Source organism: Colwellia sp. BRX9-1 (assembly GCF_014077195.1).
Classification (GTDB): Bacteria; Pseudomonadota; Gammaproteobacteria; order Enterobacterales; family Alteromonadaceae; genus Colwellia_A.
Window position 1 is genome coordinate 58,895 of the sequence record NZ_JACGVM010000003.1, and the last position, 22,411, is coordinate 81,305.

11 protein-coding genes are annotated in these 22,411 nt (G+C 39.0%); 4 read left to right on the forward strand and 7 right to left on the reverse strand.

Annotation, left to right across the window (positions count from 1 at the left end; genetic code table 11):
- The first annotated feature begins 371 nt into the window (after positions 1-371).
- The gene (locus H4J76_RS04685; protein WP_182230188.1) at positions 372-665 is read left to right on the forward strand and encodes a hypothetical protein; all 294 of its coding nucleotides are present in this window, start codon (positions 372-374) and stop codon (positions 663-665) included.
- Between the two features lie 334 nt (positions 666-999).
- A complete protein-coding gene (locus tag H4J76_RS04690) occupies positions 1,000-3,807 on the forward strand; it encodes a bifunctional aconitate hydratase 2/2-methylisocitrate dehydratase (protein WP_182221783.1) in 2,808 nt (935 codons plus the stop codon).
- Between the two features lie 248 nt (positions 3,808-4,055).
- Here H4J76_RS04690 and H4J76_RS04695 read toward each other — a convergent pair whose 3' ends face one another.
- From H4J76_RS04695 to H4J76_RS04725, 7 genes are all read right to left on the reverse strand, one after another.
- A complete protein-coding gene (locus H4J76_RS04695) occupies positions 4,056-4,394 on the reverse strand; it encodes a hypothetical protein (protein ID WP_182213649.1) in 339 nt (112 codons plus the stop codon).
- Between the two features lie 186 nt (positions 4,395-4,580).
- A complete protein-coding gene (locus tag H4J76_RS04700; protein WP_182230189.1) occupies positions 4,581-6,533 on the reverse strand; it encodes a S9 family peptidase in 1,953 nt (650 codons plus the stop codon).
- Between the two features lie 376 nt (positions 6,534-6,909).
- Positions 6,910-8,343: a dihydrolipoyl dehydrogenase gene (lpdA, locus tag H4J76_RS04705; RefSeq protein WP_070375807.1), complete on the reverse strand. Its 1,434-nt coding sequence runs from the start codon at positions 8,341-8,343 to the stop codon at positions 6,910-6,912.
- A 212-nt stretch (positions 8,344-8,555) separates the two neighbouring features.
- Complete coding sequence (gene aceF, locus H4J76_RS04710; protein ID WP_182230190.1) at positions 8,556-10,223, reverse strand: dihydrolipoyllysine-residue acetyltransferase; 1,668 nt, start codon at positions 10,221-10,223, stop codon at positions 8,556-8,558.
- Between the two features lie 19 nt (positions 10,224-10,242).
- Positions 10,243-12,930, reverse strand: a complete 2,688-nt coding sequence (gene aceE, locus H4J76_RS04715) for a pyruvate dehydrogenase (acetyl-transferring), homodimeric type (protein WP_182213654.1) — start codon at positions 12,928-12,930, stop codon at positions 10,243-10,245.
- Between the two features lie 297 nt (positions 12,931-13,227).
- Complete coding sequence (pdhR, locus tag H4J76_RS04720) at positions 13,228-13,989, reverse strand: pyruvate dehydrogenase complex transcriptional repressor PdhR (protein WP_157471132.1); 762 nt, start codon at positions 13,987-13,989, stop codon at positions 13,228-13,230.
- 536 nt (positions 13,990-14,525) lie between these two features.
- The gene (locus tag H4J76_RS04725) at positions 14,526-16,172 is read right to left on the reverse strand and encodes a hypothetical protein (protein WP_182230191.1); all 1,647 of its coding nucleotides are present in this window, start codon (positions 16,170-16,172) and stop codon (positions 14,526-14,528) included.
- 174 nt (positions 16,173-16,346) lie between these two features.
- Here H4J76_RS04725 and H4J76_RS04730 point away from each other — a divergent pair, with 174 nt between their 5' ends.
- The gene (locus H4J76_RS04730; RefSeq protein WP_182213658.1) at positions 16,347-18,134 is read left to right on the forward strand and encodes a PhoX family phosphatase; all 1,788 of its coding nucleotides are present in this window, start codon (positions 16,347-16,349) and stop codon (positions 18,132-18,134) included.
- 420 nt (positions 18,135-18,554) lie between these two features.
- Positions 18,555-22,379, forward strand: coding sequence for a bifunctional proline dehydrogenase/L-glutamate gamma-semialdehyde dehydrogenase PutA (gene putA / locus H4J76_RS04735; protein WP_182213660.1), 3,825 nt, complete (start codon positions 18,555-18,557; stop codon positions 22,377-22,379).
- Positions 22,380-22,411: the final 32 nt, after the last annotated feature.

Consider the following 22,411-nt stretch of genomic DNA (forward strand, 5'->3'; position numbering starts at 1 on the left):
TTTTTTTCTCTATTATTTTCCATATTTTTGTTGTTTTACTGTTAAGTAATACGAAAGACAAACCGATCGATAATTTCACCAAAACACCAAAAATAGTACCTATTAATAGTTTTATCTATTATAAACCGATTGAAAATAAACAAGAAAAAGTCATTTCCGTTGATAGTGAACAGAAAAAAGTAGCACAAAAAAAATTAGCCATTAAAGACGTTGCACAGCAAAAGATAGAAATTAAACCATCAAGTCCTTTAATAAAAGCGATAACTGCTCCGCTAAAAAAACAACAGCCTGAAGAGGTAAAACACCACACAACTTCCCAAAATTTATCTCGCCTTAAAGATAAAATTAATCAGCAAATAATCGACCAAGCCATGCAAAACTTCGCTAAACCTAATACAGGCTCGTTAATGCATGGTTCACCGAGTTATGTTCCGCACTCTTTTGTTGAAGATACACAAAAGAAGAAGATTGGCTCAACAGCTAGTCAGGTGGGGAATGGCTTTAGTGTCAAAAAAGGTGATAACGGTACTTGTACGTTAACTGAAGATTTATCAGTTATTGGCCTTCAAGGCAAAACGACATCACAATTTAACTGTGGTTTATCAAAAGATGAGAAAAACTTTAAAAGGCATATGAAAAATGTCCTTAAAAAGTTAGGCCATTAATAAAAGATTAACCAACCGTAGCAGCTAAAAAGCATCGATAAATGACCATGCCCAATCTATACTTAGGTTATAATATGAGCAGTTGTGCTGTATATCGCAAAGTAAACCTTTCGACTGAGAGTGAAATTCACCTCACTTTTACAATATTATCAACGCACAACAATACCAACATAACTACTACAACTAGACTTTCTATTAGTTATCACTGCGGTGAATAGTACTTATTTAATCAAATGATTCGTAGTAGCTCAAAAATCAGGTAAACTATAAGCAAAATTTTTCCTTGCTAATGATGATAATGTTATTAGCCCATTAGAACTAGAGAGAGTTTTAAATGAGTCTATATTTAGAGTACATTAAAGAAATTGAAAATCGTAAGAATGAGCTAGGATTAGCTCCTCTACCCATTGATTCTGCTGATCTATTATCAGAAATCATTGCTCAAATTAAAGATTCTGCAAATGAGCATCGCGAAGATTCACTTAACTTTTTCATTTATAACACTTTACCAGGCACAACCAGTGCTGCAGGTGTAAAAGCTGAATTTTTAAAAGAAATTATTCTAGCTCAGTCAGTTGTCGCAGAAATTACCCCAACGTTCGCTTTTGAATTGTTATCTCATATGAAAGGCGGTCCTTCAATTGAAGTACTTCTTGATTTAGCATTATCTGATGACGCAGCAGTAGCAAAACCAGCAGCAGAAGTTTTAAAAACTCAAGTATTTTTATATGACGCTGATACAGCACGTCTTGAAGCTGCATTTAAAGCAGGCAACGCACTGGCGAAAGATATTTTAGAAAGCTACGCTCAAGCTGAATTCTTCACTAAGTTACCTGAAGTTGAAGCAAAAGTTGAAATAGTTACTTATATTGCCGGTGAAGGTGATATCTCAACTGATTTATTATCTCCAGGTCATCAAGCACATTCACGTGCTGACCGTGAATTACATGGCCAATGCATGAGCACTCCAGAAGCTCAAGCAGAAATTAAAGCATTACAAGTTAAGTACCCTAAAGCGAAAGTCATGCTTATCGCTGAAAAAGGCACTATGGGTGTTGGTTCATCTCGTATGTCGGGTGTTAACAACGTTGCACTATTGGCAGGTAAACAAGCAAGTCCATACGTACCGTTTATTAACATTGCACCTATAGTTGCCGGTACTAATGGTATTTCTCCAATTTTCTTAACAACTGTTGATGTAACTGGCGGCATTGGTCTTGACCTTAAAAACTGGGTTAAGAAAGTCGATGCAAGTGGCAACGCAGTTGTTGATGCAAATGGTGATGCTGTTTTAGAGGAAGCTTATTCTGTAGCGACTGGTACCGTATTAACTATCGATACCAAAGCGAAAAAATTATACAACGGTGACAAAGAGCTTGCGGATATATCTTCAGCCTTTACACCACAGAAAGTAGAATTCATGAAAGCTGGCGGTTCTTACGCGGTAACATTTGGTAAGAAATTACAAACGTTCGCAGCTGAAACACTTGGCGTAGCAACACCACCTGTATATGCCACTTCAAAAGAAATTTCTCATGAAGGTCAAGGTTTAACTGCCGTTGAAAAAATATTTAATAACAACGCAGTTGGTGTAACATCGAACACACCATTACATGCAGGCTCAGATGTTCGCGTTAAAGTTAACATTGTTGGCTCTCAAGACACAACAGGTCCTATGACATGTCAAGAGCTTGAAGCGATGGCAGCATCTACTATTTCTCCACTAGTAGATGGTGCATACCAATCAGGTTGTCATACAGCGTCAGTTTGGGATAGCAAAGCTAAAGCTAACATTCCTAAATTAATGGCATTCATGAACAAGTTCGGTCTTATTACTGCACGTGATCCGAAAGGCGTTTACCATGCAATGACTGATGTTATTCATAAAGTATTAAATGATATTACCGTAGACGATCGCGCAATTATCATTGGTGGTGACTCGCATACTCGTATGTCTAAAGGTGTAGCCTTTGGTGCTGACTCGGGTACAGTAGCAATCGCACTTGCCACAGGTGAATCGGCTATGCCAATCCCTGAGTCTGTAAAAGTTACTTTTAAAGGCAAGATGCAAGGCCACATGGATTTCCGTGATGTAGTTCATTCTACTCAAGCGCAAATGCTTAAGCAATTTGATGGCGAAAATGTCTTCCAAGGTCGTATCATTGAAGTGCATATCGGTACATTATTAGCTGACCAAGCATTTACCTTTACTGATTGGTCTGCAGAAATGAAGGCAAAAGCCTCAATCTGTATTTCTGAAGATGAAACATTAATTCAATCACTTGAGCTTGCTAAGAGCCGTATCCAGATAATGATCAACAAGGGTATGGAAAACGAAGCGAAAACACTTAACGGTTTAATCGCCTTAGCTGACCAACGTATCGAAGGAATAAAATCAGGCACTACGCCAGCATTAGCACCAGATGAAAATGCTAAATACTACGCAGAAGTAGTAATTGATTTAGATATTATCGACCAGCCAATGATTGCTGATCCAGATGTAAACAACGACGATGCTTCTAAACGTTACACTCATGATGTTATTCGCCCTGTTTCATACTACGCTGATAAATCAGTTGACCTAGGTTTTGTTGGTTCTTGTATGGTTCACAAAGGTGATATGCAAATTATCGCTCAAATGTTCCGTAATATGGAAGCACAAGGTAACAAGATAGAATTTAAAGCTCCATTAGTTGTTGCACCACCAACTTACAATATTGTTGATGAGCTTAAAGCTGAAGGCGATTGGGAGATTTTACAAAAATATTCAGGCTTCGAATTTGACGATGCTGTACCTAAAAATGCTGCACGTACTAAGTACGAAAACATCATGTACCTTGAACGCCCAGGCTGTAACTTATGTATGGGTAACCAAGAAAAAGCTGAACCTGGTGACACGGTTATTGCAACATCAACACGTTTATTCCAAGGTCGTGTTGTAGCAGATACTGCTGAGAAAAAAGGCGAATCGTTGCTTGGCTCTACACCGTTAGTTGTACTTTCAACGATGCTTGGTCGTTTCCCTACAATCGAAGAGTACAAGTCAGCAGTAGAGGGTATCGATTTAACTCGATTTGCTCCTCCTACGCATGAGATGACGACTAAGTATACTGCTCAAGCAGTACCTATTACAGTAATGTAATCACCGATATAGAGTCCTTAATAAGGGACTCTATTTTAAGCGATACATTAAAATAGACTTAGAAATATAAGGGTTATTTATTTTGGTTGAGTGAGGTAAAACTTACTATCAACTAAAATAAGTAATCCTTTTTTATTTTAATCTTCTAGTTATTAAAAATGGCACAGCCATGCAAGGACTATCCTCACTTAACTGGGTCTGTAATTAAGTGAGCACGTGAGAGAAGTTTACATTGAACAGAAATGCTTCTACTGACTAGCGCATTCAATATTAGCAGATAACGAAGGCATAATTAAATTTGGAAACGACTTTCTGTCATCAAACTTTTCAATACCTTTTAACACCTCAATGGTAAAACCATAAGTGCCACAAATCTCGTAAGACTGTCTCATCATAAAAGTAGCCAGCTTATCAAAATGAGTATCAGACTTAGGGTTAACCACTAAGTGATATTTATTGTCAGAGAGTTTTGTTTGTTCAAACTGAATATTGTGATCAAAATCCCATTGTGAAGCTCCGTTTTCAGAAACAATGTTGGTACAAGCAGATAGAGCAAAACAAGTAATAGCTAAAGTAAATAAACGCATCATAAGTCCTTTTCAAATAATAATTTATAGTATAAAGCAGCTGTACTCTACCATCGACAACCAAAAATGTACTAATGCTGAGACAACATGACTGCCAAGGTATGGCGATGGTGCTGAGACAGTTCACGGTTCCTAAACATAAAAACCAGCAAAAATGCTGGTTTTTATATGAAGTTAGTCAAGCATTTACAAGTGCTTTTCTAAGAATTCACCCACCACCTTAAATGCTTCTATGCGATTTTCATTTTCATCGAGATAATGTGTGCCATTAGCAAACTCAACAAAATCGATATCTAAATCAGCGTCTTTAGCCGCATCATAAAAATCGTCAGATTGGCTAAACCTTACCTGAGTATCATGTTTACCATGAATCAATAATATCGGTGCTTTGATCTGTTTAAGATAGTTAATTGCAGAAGTCGCTTTAAGACTGGCAATAATTTTATCGTCCGTTGGGTTACCAATGGTTTTATCAATAAAAGGTCGTTTAGATTCGTATCTGTATTCATCTTTTGCTAACTCAAGTAAGTCACCAACCCCAGCGATACTGGCAATACATTTAAATTGCTTGGGTCTTTGAAATGCAGCCGTTAATGCCACATAACCGCCGTAGCTAGCGCCAACAATACAGCTATTATTAGTATCAACCAGTTCGGTCTCAGCTAACCAGTCTATCGCCTCATAAATATCATCTTGCATACGTTTTCCCCACTGTTGGTAACCAGCGGTTTGATAAGCGTTACTAAAGCCAGTGGAGCCACGAAAGTTAACTTGCAGTACGGCATAACCTTTACTGGCAAAGTATTGCACAAACGGACTAAAGTATTGGTAATCTCTTGATTGTGGACCGCCATGAGGGTGAATAATCAAGGGTGGTTTTTTATTATTACTCATTGGCGTTGTTGGCAACGTTAAATACCCGTGCAATGACATGCCATCAGATGCTTCAAATTGAAACGGTTGAACACTAGCCAGCGACTTGCCTTCTAAATAGGGGTATTGACTGATCCAAAAACCACCTGATTTTTTAGCTAAATCTAACCAAAAAAACTTAGGGGGTGAATTATCTCGCTGAGCAGCTACTAAAATTTTCTTTTTATCTTTGCTCATACTATAAATACTGGCTTGGTATTGCTTGAAACTATTTTTTACAATGTTATAGATTTCAGTGTCAGCATCAGTAAAAAAATGATTCTTACGGTAGTGCTCGAAATAAATAGCACCAATAACTTCATTTCTATCCGCATTAAAAATAGCACCTTCTACATCATAGTTATCATTAGCATATAATAGCTTATCGTAGGCTCCCGACTTAATATCATATTGCCAAAGTGCGTCTCTGTGTAACTTGTGATCAGAGATAACAATCGCCTTATCATCACTAACTAAGATAGGAGAAAAAGTTTCACCTTCGAACGCCTTTTTAGAGTGTAATAACTTCCACTCATCATTATTGTCTTTTCTGTACCATATATTCGTAATAGTACTGTCATAATCGTCAGACCCTACACCCAATACGACATCACCCGCTTTATTGGCAACCCAACTATAAACGTCATATTTATTAACGAATAACTTTTCAAATTTATTTTCATAAATATTAACTTTATAGACAGATTGTCCTTTATCTTTAGGAGAGTACATCTGCAATAATACAAATTCTTTTTCTGCTTTTAATAACGAAACAACTTGTTGAGAGCTGTTTAAATCATACATAGCGATTTCTGCACCCGTTAAACTGCGAAGGTTTGCTGCACGATTTAATTCAACCAACTTACTGCCGTCAATGTTAACCGAAAATAATCGATTAACTCGAAATCTATCACCCCATTGCTTTTTAGAGTAACTCGACGATACCAACAAACGTTCATTATTTGCCCACATAACCGAGTCTATTCTGTCTTTAGACTTTTTAAGGCTAACAAGTTTTATAATGCTATTTGAGCCAAAGTCACTCATCACAACCGACGGACCATCTTCACTGTTAAATATCCCAGCAATATGTTTACCATCTGGTGATACGGTAGGTTCTTGAATTATAGGTAAGTGACCAAACTCCTTGTAGGTTAACGTTTGTTTTTCTGCATGACTTAAGAAGGTCACGCTGAGCAATAGAATAGTGATTATTATTTTTTTCATTACTGCATCCTAGCGACTTGTTGATTAGCGGTAGTTGTCATTATCGATGATACGATAAAAATCATTTACCTATATCTTTACAAATTATTTACAAAATTGCCAGTAAACTTGCCATATTTATAATAAAGTCAGACCAAACTAATAACGACTTTGGTTATTGAAAAAAAGATGACTGATAATAATGATCAAAAAACGAAGGTAAAAAGGTATATCCTGACTCTCACTAAATAGCGTTGGTGAGTTGTGGCTTAGGTACTTAGTTCAGTAAAGATTAAGCGCTAACTAAAACAATAGCCCATAAAAAATGCCATTCACTATCAATAGTGAATGGCATTTCAGCATAAATGCAAGTTTATCGTTTATTTAAAAACAATGATTATTTCTTTTTCTTTACCGCTTTTGCATTAGGTAAATCAGTAATTGAACCTTCAAAAATTTCAGCCGCTAAGCCAATAGATTCATTTAATGTTGGATGAGCATGAATGGTTAAGCCTATGTCTTCTGCATCAGCACCCATTTCAACGGCTAAACAAATTTCGCCCAACATTTCGCCTGCGTTGATACCAACAATGGCACCACCAAGAATACGGCCCGTTTCTTTTTCAAAGATTAACTTAGTTTTACCTTCAGTACGGCCAGAAGCGATAGCACGACCAGAAGCCGCCCAAGGAAAGTTAGCGACTTCAATGTTTAAACCTTGCTCTTTAGCTTCAGTCTCTGTTACGCCAGTCCAAGCCATTTCAGGATCAGTGTAAGCAACAGAAGGGATACAACGTGGTTCAAAGGTATGTTTCTTACCTGAGATAACTTCTGCTGCACAATGCGCTTCATGAACCGCTTTATGTGCAAGCATAGGTTGACCAACAACATCACCAATAGCAAAAATATGTGGAACGTTAGTACGTAGTTCATTCGTTACATTGATAAAACCACGTTCATCAACGTTAACACCTGCTTTGTCAGCAGCAACTAAATGACCATTTGGCTTACGGCCAACAGCCACTAAAATTTTGTCGTAACGTACCGGTTCTGCTGGTGCTTTTTTACCTTCAAAAGTCACATACAAACCGTCAACTTTAGCTTCAACTGCAACCACTTTAGTAGATAACATAATGTTGAAGTTTTTCTTGTTGAAATTAGTATAAATTTTAACAATGTCTTTATCTGCAGCTGGTACTAATTGATCAGCAAATTCAACCACTGAAACATTAGCGCCTAAAGCTCTGTATACCGTACCCATTTCTAGACCGATAATACCACCACCCAATACTAACATTTCATCAGGAATGTCATGAAGTTCTAAAGCGCCTGTTGAATCAATAACGCGTGGGTCATCATTTGGAATAAAAGGTAAATCGATAACAGAAGAACCAGCGGCGATAATAGCATTATCAAAAGTAACCGTCGTTTTCTCGCCGTCATTGCCTTCAACTTCAATCGTTTTATCTGAAGTGAACTTGCCGTAACCATAAACTGTAGTCACTTTACGCGCTTTAGACATTCCACCTAAGCCGCCAGTAAGTTGAGAGACTACGCTATCTTTCCAGTCACGAATTTTATCTAAATTAATTTCAGGCTTACCAAAAGTAACCCCGTGTGAAGCCATTGCAGCTGCATCATCAATAACTTTAGCAACATGAAGTAATGCTTTTGATGGGATACAACCCACATTTAAACAAACACCACCTAATGTTTTTCGGCTTTCAATTAAGACTACATCTAAACCTAAATCTGCAGCACGGAATGCCGCTGAATAACCACCAGGGCCTGAACCTAATACTACTACTTGAGTTTTAATTTCGTTACTCATGTTTACCTCAATTAACTTGTTGTTTTGTCATTTATCGCTTTGCCAATATGGAAAGCCACAAATATAATATTATTTATACTTTACTGGGCGGAATTTTACTTAAACTCCTACCAAAGTACCATCTTTAATCGCACCTTCTTTGACCAAAGTAGTAAAAAGTGAGAGGCACTTCTGCCTGCTCACTTTTATCTTAGCGTCAAAGACTCTATCAATTATAAGATCAATTGACGAATATCAGACATTACACTGGCTAAGTGTACCGTAAAGCGCGCGGCTAAGGCACCGTCAATAACACGATGGTCGTACGACATTGATAATGGCAACATAAGTTTAGGCTCAAAATCCTTACCATTCCACTTAGGTTTTATTTCTGATTTTGAAACACCTAAAATTGCCACTTCTGGAGCATTAACAATCGGCGTGAATGCTGTACCACCAATACCACCAAGACTAGAAATAGTAAAACATCCACCTTGCATATCGGTCGCTTTCAATTTGCCATCTCGTGCTTTCATGCTAATTTCTAGAAGTTCACGAGAGAGTTGATGAATACCTTTTTGGTCGACATCACGTACTACCGGGACGACTAAACCATTAGGCGTATCAACAGCAACACCGATGTGAATGTATTTCTTGAGAATTAAGCTTTCTCCGTCTTCACTCAAACTTGAGTTAAACGCAGGGAATTCACGTAAAGCATCAGCAACCGCTTTTAAAATAAAGACTAATGGCGTGATCTTAAAGCCTAGCTTTTTCTTTTCACAAATAACATTTTGTTCTTTACGAAACGCTTCAACATTAGTGATATCAGCTTCATCAAATTGAGTAACATGTGGAATAGTTACCCAATTACGATGGAGAAATGGACCTGATATTTTTTGAATGCGCGTAAGTGCTTTCGTTTCAATCTCGCCAAACTTAGAGAAGTCGATAGCCTTAGCACTGACGACCTGTAATCCACCCTCACCCGCAGCAACAGAGCTACCAGCGTTAGCTTTAGGTCGAGATAGTTCGTATTTCACGTAAGACTGTACGTCTTCTTTTAAAATACGACTTTTTCTGCCCGTTCCTTTAACTAAGGTTAAATCAACACCATATTCACGTGCAATACGGCGAATCGATGGCGAAGTATAGATACTGCCCGATGAAGCCACTTTACCCGCTTGTGGGTGATGCGGAACAGGAGCAGCCTTTTGTGTTGCGGGTTTAGCTTTCGGTGCTTCAGCAACTTCTTCAGCAACAGGAGCAGGAGCAGCGACTTCAACTGGTGAGCCACTTGATGTTTCAAGCTTAATTACAATAGCGCCCTGTTTTACTTTGCCACCAACGCTAACCAATACTTCTTTAACGGTACCCGCATGTGACGAAGGCACGTCCATTGTAGCTTTATCTGTTTCTAAGGTGATTAAACCATCTTCAACTTCAATAACATCACCAACACTCACTAAAACGTCGATAATTTCAACTTCACCGTCTTCACCAATATCAGGAACTGCAATATCAATAATTTCACTTTGTGCTGATACCGCCGCCTTAGCAGGAGCCTCAGCAGGTGCAGGAGTTGACTCAACTTCTGCAACCGTTTCTTCTACAGCTTCTGCTGGCGCTTCGTCTGTAGTTTCAGCCGTTTCAGGTGCTGCTTGCGATGATGTCATTTCAGCAATCACATCACCTTCTTTAATCTTATCGCCAACACTGACCAATAATGCTGATAACTTTCCAGCAAATGGTGCAGGGATATCCATTGATGCTTTATCAGTTTCAACGGTAACAATTCCTTCGTCTGCTTCGATTGAATCGCCAACAGCAAAACAAATTTCAATAATTTCTACTTCGTCGCCACCAACATCAGGGACTAGAATTTTTTGACTATCTGACATATTAAATCTCCTAGTCTGCTTATGCGTAAAGTGGGTTAAGTTTTTCAGTGTCGATATCAAAGCGTTTAATCGCTTCAGTAACTACTGAACGCTCAACATCACCACGGTTAGCTAACTCAAATAACGCCGCAACAACAATATAAGCAGCATTCACTTCAAAGTGAGTACGTAAATTAGCGCGACTGTCACTGCGACCAAAACCATCGGTACCTAAACAGCGGTATTCGGTGTCTATGTAGGCACGCACTTGCTCTGAATAGTTTTTAATATAATCAGTTGCTGCAATTGCAGGACCATTTTCTTTGGTAATAACGTTAGAAATGTACGCTTGTTTTTGCTTACTTTCTGGGTGAAGCATATTCCAGCGTGCAACATCTTGACCGTCACGGGCTAATTCATTGAATGAAGTTACTGAGTAAACATCACTTGAAATACCGTAATCAGCACTTAAAATTTGTGCCGCTTCACGTACCTTTTCCAAGATAGTGCCTGAGCCCATCAACTGCACGTTAACTTTTGGTTTTTTCGAAGCTTTCTTCGCTGCTACCGTTTCAAGCTTGTAAATACCTTTAATTATTTGCTCTTCAACATTTTTATTTTCAGGCATCGCCGGATGTTTATAGTTTTCGTTCATCAAGGTTAAGTAAAAGAAAATATTTTCATTTTCTTCATACATGCGACGTAAACCTTCACGCACAATAACCGATATTTCATAACCATAAGTAGGATCGTACGTCACACAATTAGGGATCAAACCTGCTTGCACATGTGAGTGACCATCTTGATGTTGTAAACCTTCACCATTCAAGGTTGTTCGACCGGCAGTAGCGCCTAGTAAAAAGCCTTTTGCTTGGCTATCACCCGCAGCCCAAGCTAAGTCACCAACACGTTGGAAACCAAACATAGAGTAGTAGATGTAAAATGGGATTGTTGTCGCATTACAAGTAGAGTAAGACGTACCCGCTGCAACCCAAGACGCCATAGCACCTAATTCATTAATACCTTCTTGTAAAACCTGACCTTTTTTATCTTCACGATAATAAGCAACTTGGTCAGCATCTTGAGGAATGTATTTTTGCCCTTCGTTTGCGTAAATACCCACTTGGCGGAATAAACCTTCCATACCAAAAGTACGCGCTTCATCAGGGATAATAGGCACGATACGCTTGCCTATTTTTTTATCTTTTAATAGTGCATTCAATACACGAACAAAGGTCATTGTTGAAGAAACTTCACGATCACCAGAGCCTTTCAATATTGCGTCAAAGACTTTAAGAGATGGGATTTCTAACGTTTCATCTGCTTGTACACGACGAGCAGGTAAAGAACCCCCTAACGCTTCACGACGCGCTTTCATGTACTTGAACTCTTCGCTGTCTTCAGGGAATCGATAGAAAGGCAAATCAGCAATTTCATCATCATTGATCGGCATATTGAAACGATCACGGTAAAGCTTAATAGACTCAACATCCATTTTCTTCACGTTATGAGCAACATTCAATGCTTCGCCTGAGGCACCTAAACCAAAACCTTTTACTGTTTTTGCTAGAATGACAGTTGGACGACCTTTAGTTTCTATCGCTTTTTTATAAGCGGCGTAAACTTTAACCGGATCATGGCCACCACGATTCAAACGATAAATATCTTCATCAGACATATTGGCAACCAATGCCGCTGTCTCAGGGTATTTATTGAAAAAGTTCTCACGGGTATATTTACCACCCTTGGCTTTACAGTTTTGGTATTCACCGTCAACCGTTTCTTCCATAAGTTGTAAAAGTTTACCTGAAGTGTCACGGGCAATAAGGGCATCCCAGTAAGAACCCCAAATAACTTTAACGACTTCCCAGCCAGCGCCACGGAAAGTACCTTCAAGCTCTTGAATAATTTTGCCATTACCACGAACAGGGCCATCTAAACGCTGTAAGTTACAGTTAATAACAAATGTTAAGTTATCTAAACCTTCACGCGAAGCTAAACCAATAGCACCTAATGATTCTGGCTCATCGGTCTCGCCGTCACCTAAATAACAGTAAACGCGTTGTGCTGAACAATCTTTGATACCACGATCGGTTAAATATTTAAGGAAACGCGCAGTATAAATTGCTTGTAATGGACCTAGCCCCATAGAAACAGTTGGGAACTGCCAGAAATCTTTCATCAAATGAGGGTGAGGATAAGAAGATAACCCTTTACCATCACATTCTTGACGAAAGTTATCCATTTGAGATTCAGTTAAACGACCTTCCATAAAGGCACGCGCATAAATACCTGGAGAGATATGTCCTTGTGCGAAAATAAAGTCACCACCGTCTTTTTCAGAAGCCGCTCTGAAGAAGTGATTAAAACCGACATCGTATAACATCGCAGAAGAAGCAAAACTGCCTATATGTCCACCTAAGTCTAAATCTTTTTTCGACGCACGAAGTACCAGCACTAAAGCGTTCCAACGAATAGCTGCACGAATGCGTGCTTCAATCGTTTGATCACCTGGCATATTAGGCTCTTGCCCAGGAGGTATGGTATTTACATAAGCTGTTTTTGCTTCAAAAGGTAAATGTGTGCCACTGCGACGAGCGCGGTCAATAAGTTTTTCTAAAATGAAATGTGCACGATCTGGACCTTCATTTTCCAGAATAGAATCCATAGATTCCAACCACTCTTGGGTTTCCAATGAATCTAAATCAATTTTTGGGAGCTCAGACATAATTACTTAGTTTCCAATAGTTAGTAAGTATATATAGTCATCATTACTCTATATGCAGGTTTATTGCGTTTCAAAACTAGCACTACGGCGTTACTCATTGTTGCAATAGCGAACCATTGCTGCAAACGAATGCCTTGTATCTATAATTTTGCACTCACACTAAACTTCAACATCTTAAATTATGATAGCTATAAGTTAAATTTCTGTGTTTAAAGATAGTCAACTTTTGCATATTTACATGCTTTGATTAACGTTAAACAGTTATTTTCTAAATTTTATTTTGCAACGTAATAGCTATTAATATTCACTACGTTGCATTCTGCGCATTGATCTTTCCATGCGACTATCTTCTTGTGACATTTTTAGTAGCACTTCTTCTATAAAAGCGAGGTGACGGTGGCTTGCCCCCCAAGCTTTTTGTGGCTGACCACTAATAATTGCGTCTAACAAGCGTTTTCTAAATTCAGCCATTTGCGCAAATATATCTGGGCGCTTAGCTAAAACAGTAAGATTTTGCTCAATATTATCAATCAACAAACTCGACATACTTCGCGCTAAGTGCAGGGTGACCGCATTGTGTGACGCCGCACATATAGCAAGATAAAAGTCGAATATAGCTTCAGCCTCTAAACGTAAATCATTTTCTAACTGGGCATTGCCGATACCGTCATGCTTTTTCTGTATTTCAGCAAAATCATTTTCCGTGCCTCGCATCGCCGCATAATATGACGACATACCTTCAATACCATGACGAAACTCTAAGAGATCAAATTGCGACTCTTTACTTTTCGACATTAACTCAAATAACGGATCAGACAAGCCTGATAAAATTTGGTCACTAACAAATGTGCCACCACCTTGGCGACGATTTACTAAACCTTTAGCTTCTAACTTTTGAATAGCTTCGCGTAATGAGGGTCGAGAAACATCAAATTGTTTTGCTAACTCTCGTTCAGGTGGTAATTTTTCACCTGCTTGCAAGCTACCTTCAAGAATCAAGGCTTCTAATTGTCGTAAAATTACATCCGACAATTTTGCTTGCTTAACTGGCTTTTGGATACCTGACAATGTCATAACTAACAGCTTAACCTATAGTTTTATTGGCCTAGAGTTAGATAAAACTAAAAAGTGATTAAACTTTCTTTGTAAATCTTCTAAAAAACCAAGAGGTAAATTGGTCTTACCAATCAAAAAAGTGGTGTAAAAATACCAAAAAAAACACATTTTGTAAAGAGAAGATAGATCAGCTTGGCTGATTTTCCAAGTACTATTTTAGAGCTCAAACTCCAAACAACTGTTTGAATAGCTAACACAACAACTCAAATAAAAGCCTTGTATCGAACACTATTTAACCAACAAAGTAGTCATTAAGCTAAATTATTTTATCTGGTTATTTTTAGTTTTATACGCATTGAGATTCGATAACAGATCAAAAAAAACATTATAAAAATTATTGAAAAGCCCGCTATAAATTACGCTTAACTCTTATAAAAGGGCTAGATGTTAAATAAAATAGCCCTTTACAAAGCTGAGTTTCCATTAATTAAAAGTCAATTTAAGCGACACAAAACAATAATGAATTATAGGACTATTTTTTAATTTATAACTTTATCTGACCAATCTAAACGAATATCCCACCCTTCTACTCGATGCTCTGGCTCTAATGGTGCAACTGATTCATCGATCGTCTTATGAACGTTAATTGCAGGCGTAATATTGACATCGCGGCCATGAATAAAACTCTGCGTTCTGACAATTTGGGTATAGGCTTTATTCATCGCATAAGCACGTTGCTTGGACGGGGTAATTAACGCATAAACATCCGCTTGCTTTACTTTCTCCTTATCAACAGAGCCATCTTTTTTATACCACTTGCTGTGCATTTCCATGTTTTCTCGAAACTCATTACCGCCACCATTAATTTGCAGATATTGTAAAATTTCTCCCTCTTGCTGTCCTTTCGATGGTGCATCTTTCATACCTTTTAAATTGATATAGCCCCAACCTGCTCGTCCAGTTACTTTTCTTGGAAAAGCAAACGTTTGATCAATCGTGGTACCTATAGCGGAGTGACAGCCCATGCAATAAAAAGTTTCTTCATAAGACTGAGGTCGTAACTCACCATTATAATCTTCTATGTAGCCTTGAATAAGCCAGCCAAATTTATTATTAAAACCACGGTCTTTAACACGGATATAACTGGGTAATTGTTCATCAAGTTTCTCTTTTCGCTCTCGCCGATAAGCGCTGTCTATTGCCGAGTCATTTAATAATTGCGTTTTAGTCATATAGCGCAACTCTTTCATCCGTTGCGGAATAGTGGTTTCACCCTTTGTATCAATCCCAACATAACGAACTGAATGCATAATTTCGGTGTTAACCGGGTATTGTTGACGAGGCACTTTAATCTGCTTGGCATCGCCAACAAAGTATTCTTGAGCTAACAATAATTCAACTTGTCTGGTTAATTGACCATCTATATTTAAGTCGCTATTAAGCTTTACTTCATCGGCTGGGAAAATATCTATTTGTGGTAAAGCCTTAATACTCATTTCAACTAACGAAAGATTAATTAAATAGACATCTTCATTATATTCGCCATTAAGTTGCCTAAACTCTGCTGATAAGCGAATTAATACATCATCTGTGGCGCCATTCGTTGGCCAAAAGGTTCCCGGAAAGGGTTTGTAATTAAACGCCACCCAACCTGTGCCATCTTTAGCAATACCTTTATCATTAAAGGCTTCACCGGCTAAATTATAGTTTTCCAAGTCGGGAATAAAACCTTGCCAGTTATTATCTTTTAATGTCGTCGACAATTGACTGTAGTTATCTTGATCTATGTATTGTGCTATTTGTTCATCAGATATTTTTGCTATCCAGGATTCGCGGTTAACAAATAAGTTTTTCCAGCTATTACCTTCACCTTCATCCGAAAAATTGTAAAGACCCTGATTAACCCCGTCATTACGTAAATTATTGCGGTAACTATCAGTTTCAGTATGGCTATAGGTTTGATGGCAGGTGTAACAGGGATTGTTACTCCCTGCAGTTTTGGTGTAACACTGCGATGGAATAGGTGCTTCTTCATTAATGCTGCCATTAGCTGTTGGCGTGATTATTTCACTCATGTCTACTTCGGGTAATAAGCCCTGAGTCATTTTTTCACTTTTTGATAAACTCGAAAAACCAATAAAGGAAATCGTCACTAGTAAACTAAATATTAATACGTAATTTTTCATAAGCTTTAATAGCCCCTCATTTATATATTCAGTAAATTATACAAGGCTTTTATTACAGTTATTTGAAGCGCACTTTCATATTTTCTTAACAATAAAGTCAAAAAGACGTCACCTAAATGTCACACCCCGATATTACTTTAATAGCGTTTTTACACATAACTCTAGGAAGATAAAATGCTGAATCTAAAAAAAAGAAAAATAGCGACACTCATAGCAGTGATTCTCGGTTCGTCAATGTTAACAGCGTGTGGTGGTGATGACGGTAAAAATGGTACAAACGGTTCTAATGGGGTCATTGGATTAGATGGTAGCAATGGCAATGATGGTGTCAACGGTGCTGATGGTACTGATGGCGCTAACGGGAGTGATGGGGCTAATGGGCAAAACCTGACAGCTGCAGCAAAACTAACCCGCTTAGCAACCGTGCCAGTAGGTGCAGAAATTACGGGTATGTTTTTAACGGATAACGATGAACTTTTCTTTAATGTACAACACCCTTCAGATCTGTCAGGTAACGAAACACCAGCAAAAGTTGGCGTAGTAACGGGATTTGACTGGGGTACGCTTGACCCTATGACTGAGAGTTTATCGGTTCCAACAACCGATACAGAAAAAATGGCAGTACGGGTCGTTGCCGGAACCTACCAAGTTTTGGGGCAAGCGGGTGATACCTTGAATAACCAATTGCCTCATGGTTTAGGCGCGATTGCTAGTGCTGATCAAGCCACTAAGATTAAGCAATCTCAAGATCCTGATTTTAATGCCTTCGTTCCAACTTCTGCCAGTGGTGACACAGGTTTTTTATTCACCGCATGGGAAGATCGCCCAGGTGCAATGAGCCGTATAGAACTATCTAAAGAAGACAGTGGAACTTGGACAATAGGTGATGCGATTAACGTTGATTTTTCAGCGGTATTAGGCACAATCATTAATTGTTTTGGTACGCTTTCACCATGGAATACCCCTTTAACGTCAGAAGAAAACTACGAAGCTGAAAATACCGAGCAATGGAATAACACCGCTTACTTAGATGGCTATCCTAGCTACCCAGATGTTAAAAACTTACAAACCTATTTAGCAAGTTCAACATTACCCAACCCCTATGATTACGGCTATATAGTTGAAATTACAGACCCAACTTCAACGAGCCCAACGCCAGTAAAGCATTTTACCTTAGGTCGTGTTGCCCATGAAAATTCGGTGGTAATGCCTGATTGGAAAACAGTTTACACCACTGATGATGGTTCAAATAAAGCCTTTTATAAATTTGTTGCCACTAACGCAGGCGATTTAAGCGCCGGCACTTTATATGCCGCTAAATTAACGCAAGACGCAACAAGTGCGCCAGCAAAAGCCGGCTTTGATATTCAGTGGATTGAGTTAGGTAGCAGTAATAATACCGAAATAAAAACCTGGATAAATTCATATAACGGTATTACTGAAGCTGATTATATTGAAGGTGAAACCAGCTATATCACTCAAACAGAAATAGATGATTGGGCAATAAATGGAGCTGGCGACGACCGTTACGCATTTTTAGAAACGTTACGAGCAGCTAAAGCCAAAGGCGCGACCACTGAATTTCGTAAAATGGAAGGTGTAGTGATTAATTATGATGGTGTTGCCAGTGGTGCCGTACCTTACATGTATGTTGCTATGTCTTCAGTTGGAAAAGGTATGGTTGATAATGAAGGTGATATTCAGCTTGATTCATCAGCTTACTGTGGCGCGGTATATCGCTTTGGTGTCCAAACAGACTTTAACGTTAACCGCATGGAACCAGTCGTTGTCGGTGGCGCTTATAATTCAGACGGCGATGCCAATGGCAACAAATGCGATGTTAATGGTATATCCAACCCTGATAATTTAGCGGTGATGGATGATGGTCGTGTTTTAATTGGTGAAGACACCAGTAAACATGTTAACAACGCCCTGTGGATTTATAACCCAAAAGGTGAATAACCTTTAAAAATTCAGCGTTAATATTGATAAAGCCCAGCATGTCTGGGCTTTTTTTTTACATAAAAGTGATACAAATATAAGGCTGTTTGCCGCTCGGTAGTAAGCGCTAGGGGTTGGTTTAATTTCAGCATTAAGAAATGACTTAGCAATACAAAACACTCACTAAATATTGACTAAACCATAGCAAGTAAATGCTAAGTAAATGCCATGGCAACTTAGCGTAAACAGCAGTATTTTTAGGCAACTATATATATTATACCGTATATTTTATATCTTATTTGACCAGGAAATACATTCTATGGTGGTATTGTACTATAGCGACATTTATAATTAGGCAAATCAGAATTAAACAAACAAATTCTATTGTAACTATCGCTATATAGCACCAAGCTGTTATGTAGTCATTTTGAGGAAGAGTATATGCTTTTTAATGGTTCGTTTAGCACAGACTGCCCAATTCGTCAGAAAATCCGTGAATTTTATCGTATTGATGAAAATATAGCAGTAGATCATATTCTACCTGTGGCAGAAGTTAATGTTAGTGCTAGAAGTAGAGCTTGGGAAAGAGCTCGCAAAATGGTTTTACAAATTCGTGAAGACCAATCTGGGAATGGCGCAATTGATTCCCTATTAAAAGAGTACTCACTCTCCAGTGAAGAAGGTGTGGTATTGATGTGTTTGGCAGAAGCCTTATTACGTGTGCCAGACAAACATACTCAAGATGCCTTAATTCGTGACAAAATTTCTCAAGGCCAGTGGAGCAGTCATTTAGGCAGCAGTGATTCACTGTTTGTTAATGCTTCATCATGGGGCTTATTAATTACCGGCACTATGGTTAATTATGCCGATAAACGTAAAAAAGACAGCTTTGGTTTATTGAAAAAAGTCATTGGTCGCTTAGGCGAGCCAGTTATTCGTAAATCAATGAACTACGCCATGAAAATCATGGGTAAGCAGTTTGTAATGGGCGAAACTATTCAAGCGGCAACAGCGCGTGCTGCCACTAAAGAACAGCAAGGTTATGTCTATTCCTACGATATGCTCGGTGAAGGTGCCCGCACCATGGCGGATGCTGATCGTTACTTTAAATCTTATCAAGTTGCAATCGATGCCATCGGCGCTGTTGCTCGCGCCTCAGGTAAAAATGATCCTCGCCGAGTGCCCGGTATATCGGTTAAGCTTTCAGCCATTCATCCTCGCTACGAGTTTACCCACAAAGCCCGCGTTATGGCCGAAATTGTGCCAAAACTTAAAGCACTTTGCTTACAAGCAAAAAGTTATAACATTGGCTTAACCGTTGATGCCGAAGAGTCTGAACGCTTAGATATATCACTTGATATTATTGAAGCGGTTTTTAGCGATAGCGAGTTAGGCGATTGGACAGGTTTTGGCATGGCTTTACAAGCTTACCAAAAACGTGCGCTTTTTGTCGTCGATTGGTTACGTGATTTAACCCTACGTGCTAACCGAAAAATGATGATCCGTTTGGTTAAAGGCGCTTATTGGGATACTGAAATTAAGAATGCTCAAAAAGATGGTCTTCAGCATTTCCCTGTTTTCACGCGTAAGTCTTCTACCGATGTTTCTTACCACGCCTGTGCTAATAAATTACTGGAATATAGAGATAGTATCTATCCACAGTTTGCTACGCATAATGCTTACACAGCGGCAACCATTGTTGAGCTAGCTGGCGATGATAAAGAAGGTTTTGAGTTTCAATGTTTACATGGCATGGGCGATTCTTTATATGACCAAATTGTCTCAAGTGAAAATATTCAATGTCGAATTTACGCTCCTGTTGGTCATCATGAAGAGTTATTAGCTTACTTAGTGCGTCGTTTATTAGAAAACGGCGCTAACTCTTCTTTTGTTAATGCTATCGTTGATGAGTCTCAGCCAGTCGAGTCTTTATTGGGCGATCCCGTTGAAAAAACCCAGCGTTTAAAAGATAAATATAACCACCAAATAGTTAAACCTATCGCCTTGTATCATGATGCGAAAGGTCTGGGCCGTGATAATTCTAAAGGGCTAGACTTAACCGATATTAATGCTATAGCGCCGTTAAAATTATCATTAGATAACTGGTTTACCGATCATCACATCAATGAAAATGATGTGCCTTCAGGCTCGGTAGCGGTTAAAAACCCCGCCAACCATAGTGAAGTCATAGGTTTCCATCAACACCACACTAAAGATGACATGCTGGCAATGATCGACACCGCACAAGCAACATTTGCTTCGTGGTCGAAAACACCGGTATCTGAACGTGCCGATTTGTTATGTCGCGTTGCCGATATTCTTGAACGCCATATGGACGAACTTATCGCCTTATGTATTAAAGAAGCGGGTAAAATTGCGCAAGATGGTATTGATGAAGTCAGAGAAGCCGTCGATTTTTGTCGTTATTATGCTAACCAAGCGATTGAACTCGAAGAAGATGAACGCTTAGAAGCTCGTGGTGTTGTACTGTGTATCAGCCCATGGAATTTTCCATTAGCGATATTTTTAGGGCAAGTTGCTGCGGCAATCGCTACCGGTAATACCGTATTAGCAAAACCTGCTGAACAAACAAGTTTAATTGCCTTGCGCACCATTGAACTAATGGAGTCGGTTGGACTACCTGAAGGTGTTGTTCAAGCGGTTATTGCTCGCGGAAGCGAAGTGGGCAGTGTTATTGTGCCTGACGCTCGTATTCAAACCGTTATGTTTACAGGTTCCACTGAAACCGGCACAATAATTTCACAAACGTTGGCTGATAGAGGTGGCGATCAGGTGCCTTTCATCGCTGAAACCGGTGGACAAAATTGTATGATAGTTGACTCAACAGCCTTGCCTGAGCAAGTTGTTGACGATGTTATTTCTTCAGGATTTCAATCGGCAGGTCAGCGCTGTTCTGCGCTTCGCGTATTATTTTTACAAGAAGACATCGCTGATAATGTCATTACTATGCTTAAGGGTGCCTTAGCAGAATTGCATGTCGGTAACCCAGAATATTTAAGCACAGATATCGGCCCAGTAATTGATGACAAAGCCCTCAGCGCGCTCAATGCACACAGTGACTATATGCAAACCCATGGTCAATTGTTATATCAGTGTGAGATATCAGCTGAAGTGGCAGGTAACGAGCATTTCTTTTTTGCGCCTCGTCTTTATGAAATTAAAGATATTAGCGTCCTTAAAAAAGAAGTCTTTGGCCCTTGTGTGCACATTGTACGTTTTAAAGGCAATGAAATAGAAGCGGTTATCGATAAAATTAATGGTACAGGTTTTGGTTTAACTATGGGTATTCATACGCGTATTGAACACCGTGCCTTAGATTTAGCTAAGCTGTCACGCGCAGGTAATGTTTATATTAACCGTAATATGATTGGCGCCATTGTTGGCGTACAACCTTTTGGTGGTCGTGGTCTTTCAGGTACGGGACCAAAAGCAGGTGGACCCAATTACTTAACACGTTTAGTTATTGAAAAAGCTACGCCAGATGCCGAACAATTTAACTTGCTACCTTCGCAGGTAGAAGCCTTAGACGGTGATGCAGAATCAGATAAAGCCTCAACTTTGTTTATGGACAAAGCAAATGCAGCAGAAAAAGGCTGGCGCTTAACTGAGTTAAATACCCGTCTTTCTTGTGTTCGTCAGCTGTTAGCCAAAATTGCGCATATTGATATTGTTGATGATTTAGCCGACGATTTAAATCTGACCTTAAAAGGCGCTCGTTCGCAGTTGATTGATATTGAAAAGCGTTTGAAAAAGCCAACATTCTTACCAGGACCAACGGGTGAGTCTAATGTGTTGTATTTGGAAAACCGCGGTAATATTATTTGTTTTGCCGATGCGACAGTGAGCTTTCACTTCTGGGTACTATCTATTGTAACGGCGTTGGCTACGGGTAATACCGTTGTTAGTGTTGTTTCTGATTTGTATTATGATGAAGCCATCGCCTTTAGAGACAAGTTCCTCTCAACGGGTGCTGATGAAGGTGTTTTTCAGGTTGCACGTTTACGCCACTTATCAACGATGTTAGCGCACCCTGCCTTGTCAGGTGTTGTGGTCGACAGTCATTGTGATCGTAAGCACTTTATCAGTGAAAAATTAGCTGAACGTCAAGGGGCGATATTGCCAGTGATCAGTTCAGAATATTTCGATAATTTGATCCAGCGTCTATTAACCGAGAAAACGATTAGTATTGATACGACGGCATCAGGTGGTAATACATCGCTGATGACCTTAGTTGAAGAAGATTAACAACTGATTGTCTAAAAAGTATGACCCGTTAT

Excerpts from the sequence above, each read along its gene's own strand:
- H4J76_RS04725 (WP_182230191.1), bottom strand. The coding sequence starts at position 16,172 with ATGAAAAATTACGTATTAATATTTAGTTTACTAGTGACGATTTCCTTT.
- lpdA (WP_070375807.1), bottom strand. The coding sequence starts at position 8,343 with ATGAGTAACGAAATTAAAACTCAAGTAGTAGTATTAGGTTCAGGCCCT.
- H4J76_RS04695 (WP_182213649.1), bottom strand. The coding sequence starts at position 4,394 with ATGCGTTTATTTACTTTAGCTATTACTTGTTTTGCTCTATCTGCTTGT.
- H4J76_RS04700 (WP_182230189.1), bottom strand. The coding sequence starts at position 6,533 with ATGAAAAAAATAATAATCACTATTCTATTGCTCAGCGTGACCTTCTTA.
- H4J76_RS04730 (WP_182213658.1), top strand. The coding sequence starts at position 16,347 with ATGCTGAATCTAAAAAAAAGAAAAATAGCGACACTCATAGCAGTGATT.
- aceE (WP_182213654.1), bottom strand. The coding sequence starts at position 12,930 with ATGTCTGAGCTCCCAAAAATTGATTTAGATTCATTGGAAACCCAAGAG.
- putA (WP_182213660.1), top strand. The coding sequence starts at position 18,555 with ATGCTTTTTAATGGTTCGTTTAGCACAGACTGCCCAATTCGTCAGAAA.
- aceF (WP_182230190.1), bottom strand. The coding sequence starts at position 10,223 with ATGTCAGATAGTCAAAAAATTCTAGTCCCTGATGTTGGTGGCGACGAA.
- H4J76_RS04685 (WP_182230188.1), top strand. The coding sequence starts at position 372 with ATGCAAAACTTCGCTAAACCTAATACAGGCTCGTTAATGCATGGTTCA.
- H4J76_RS04690 (WP_182221783.1), top strand. The coding sequence starts at position 1,000 with ATGAGTCTATATTTAGAGTACATTAAAGAAATTGAAAATCGTAAGAAT.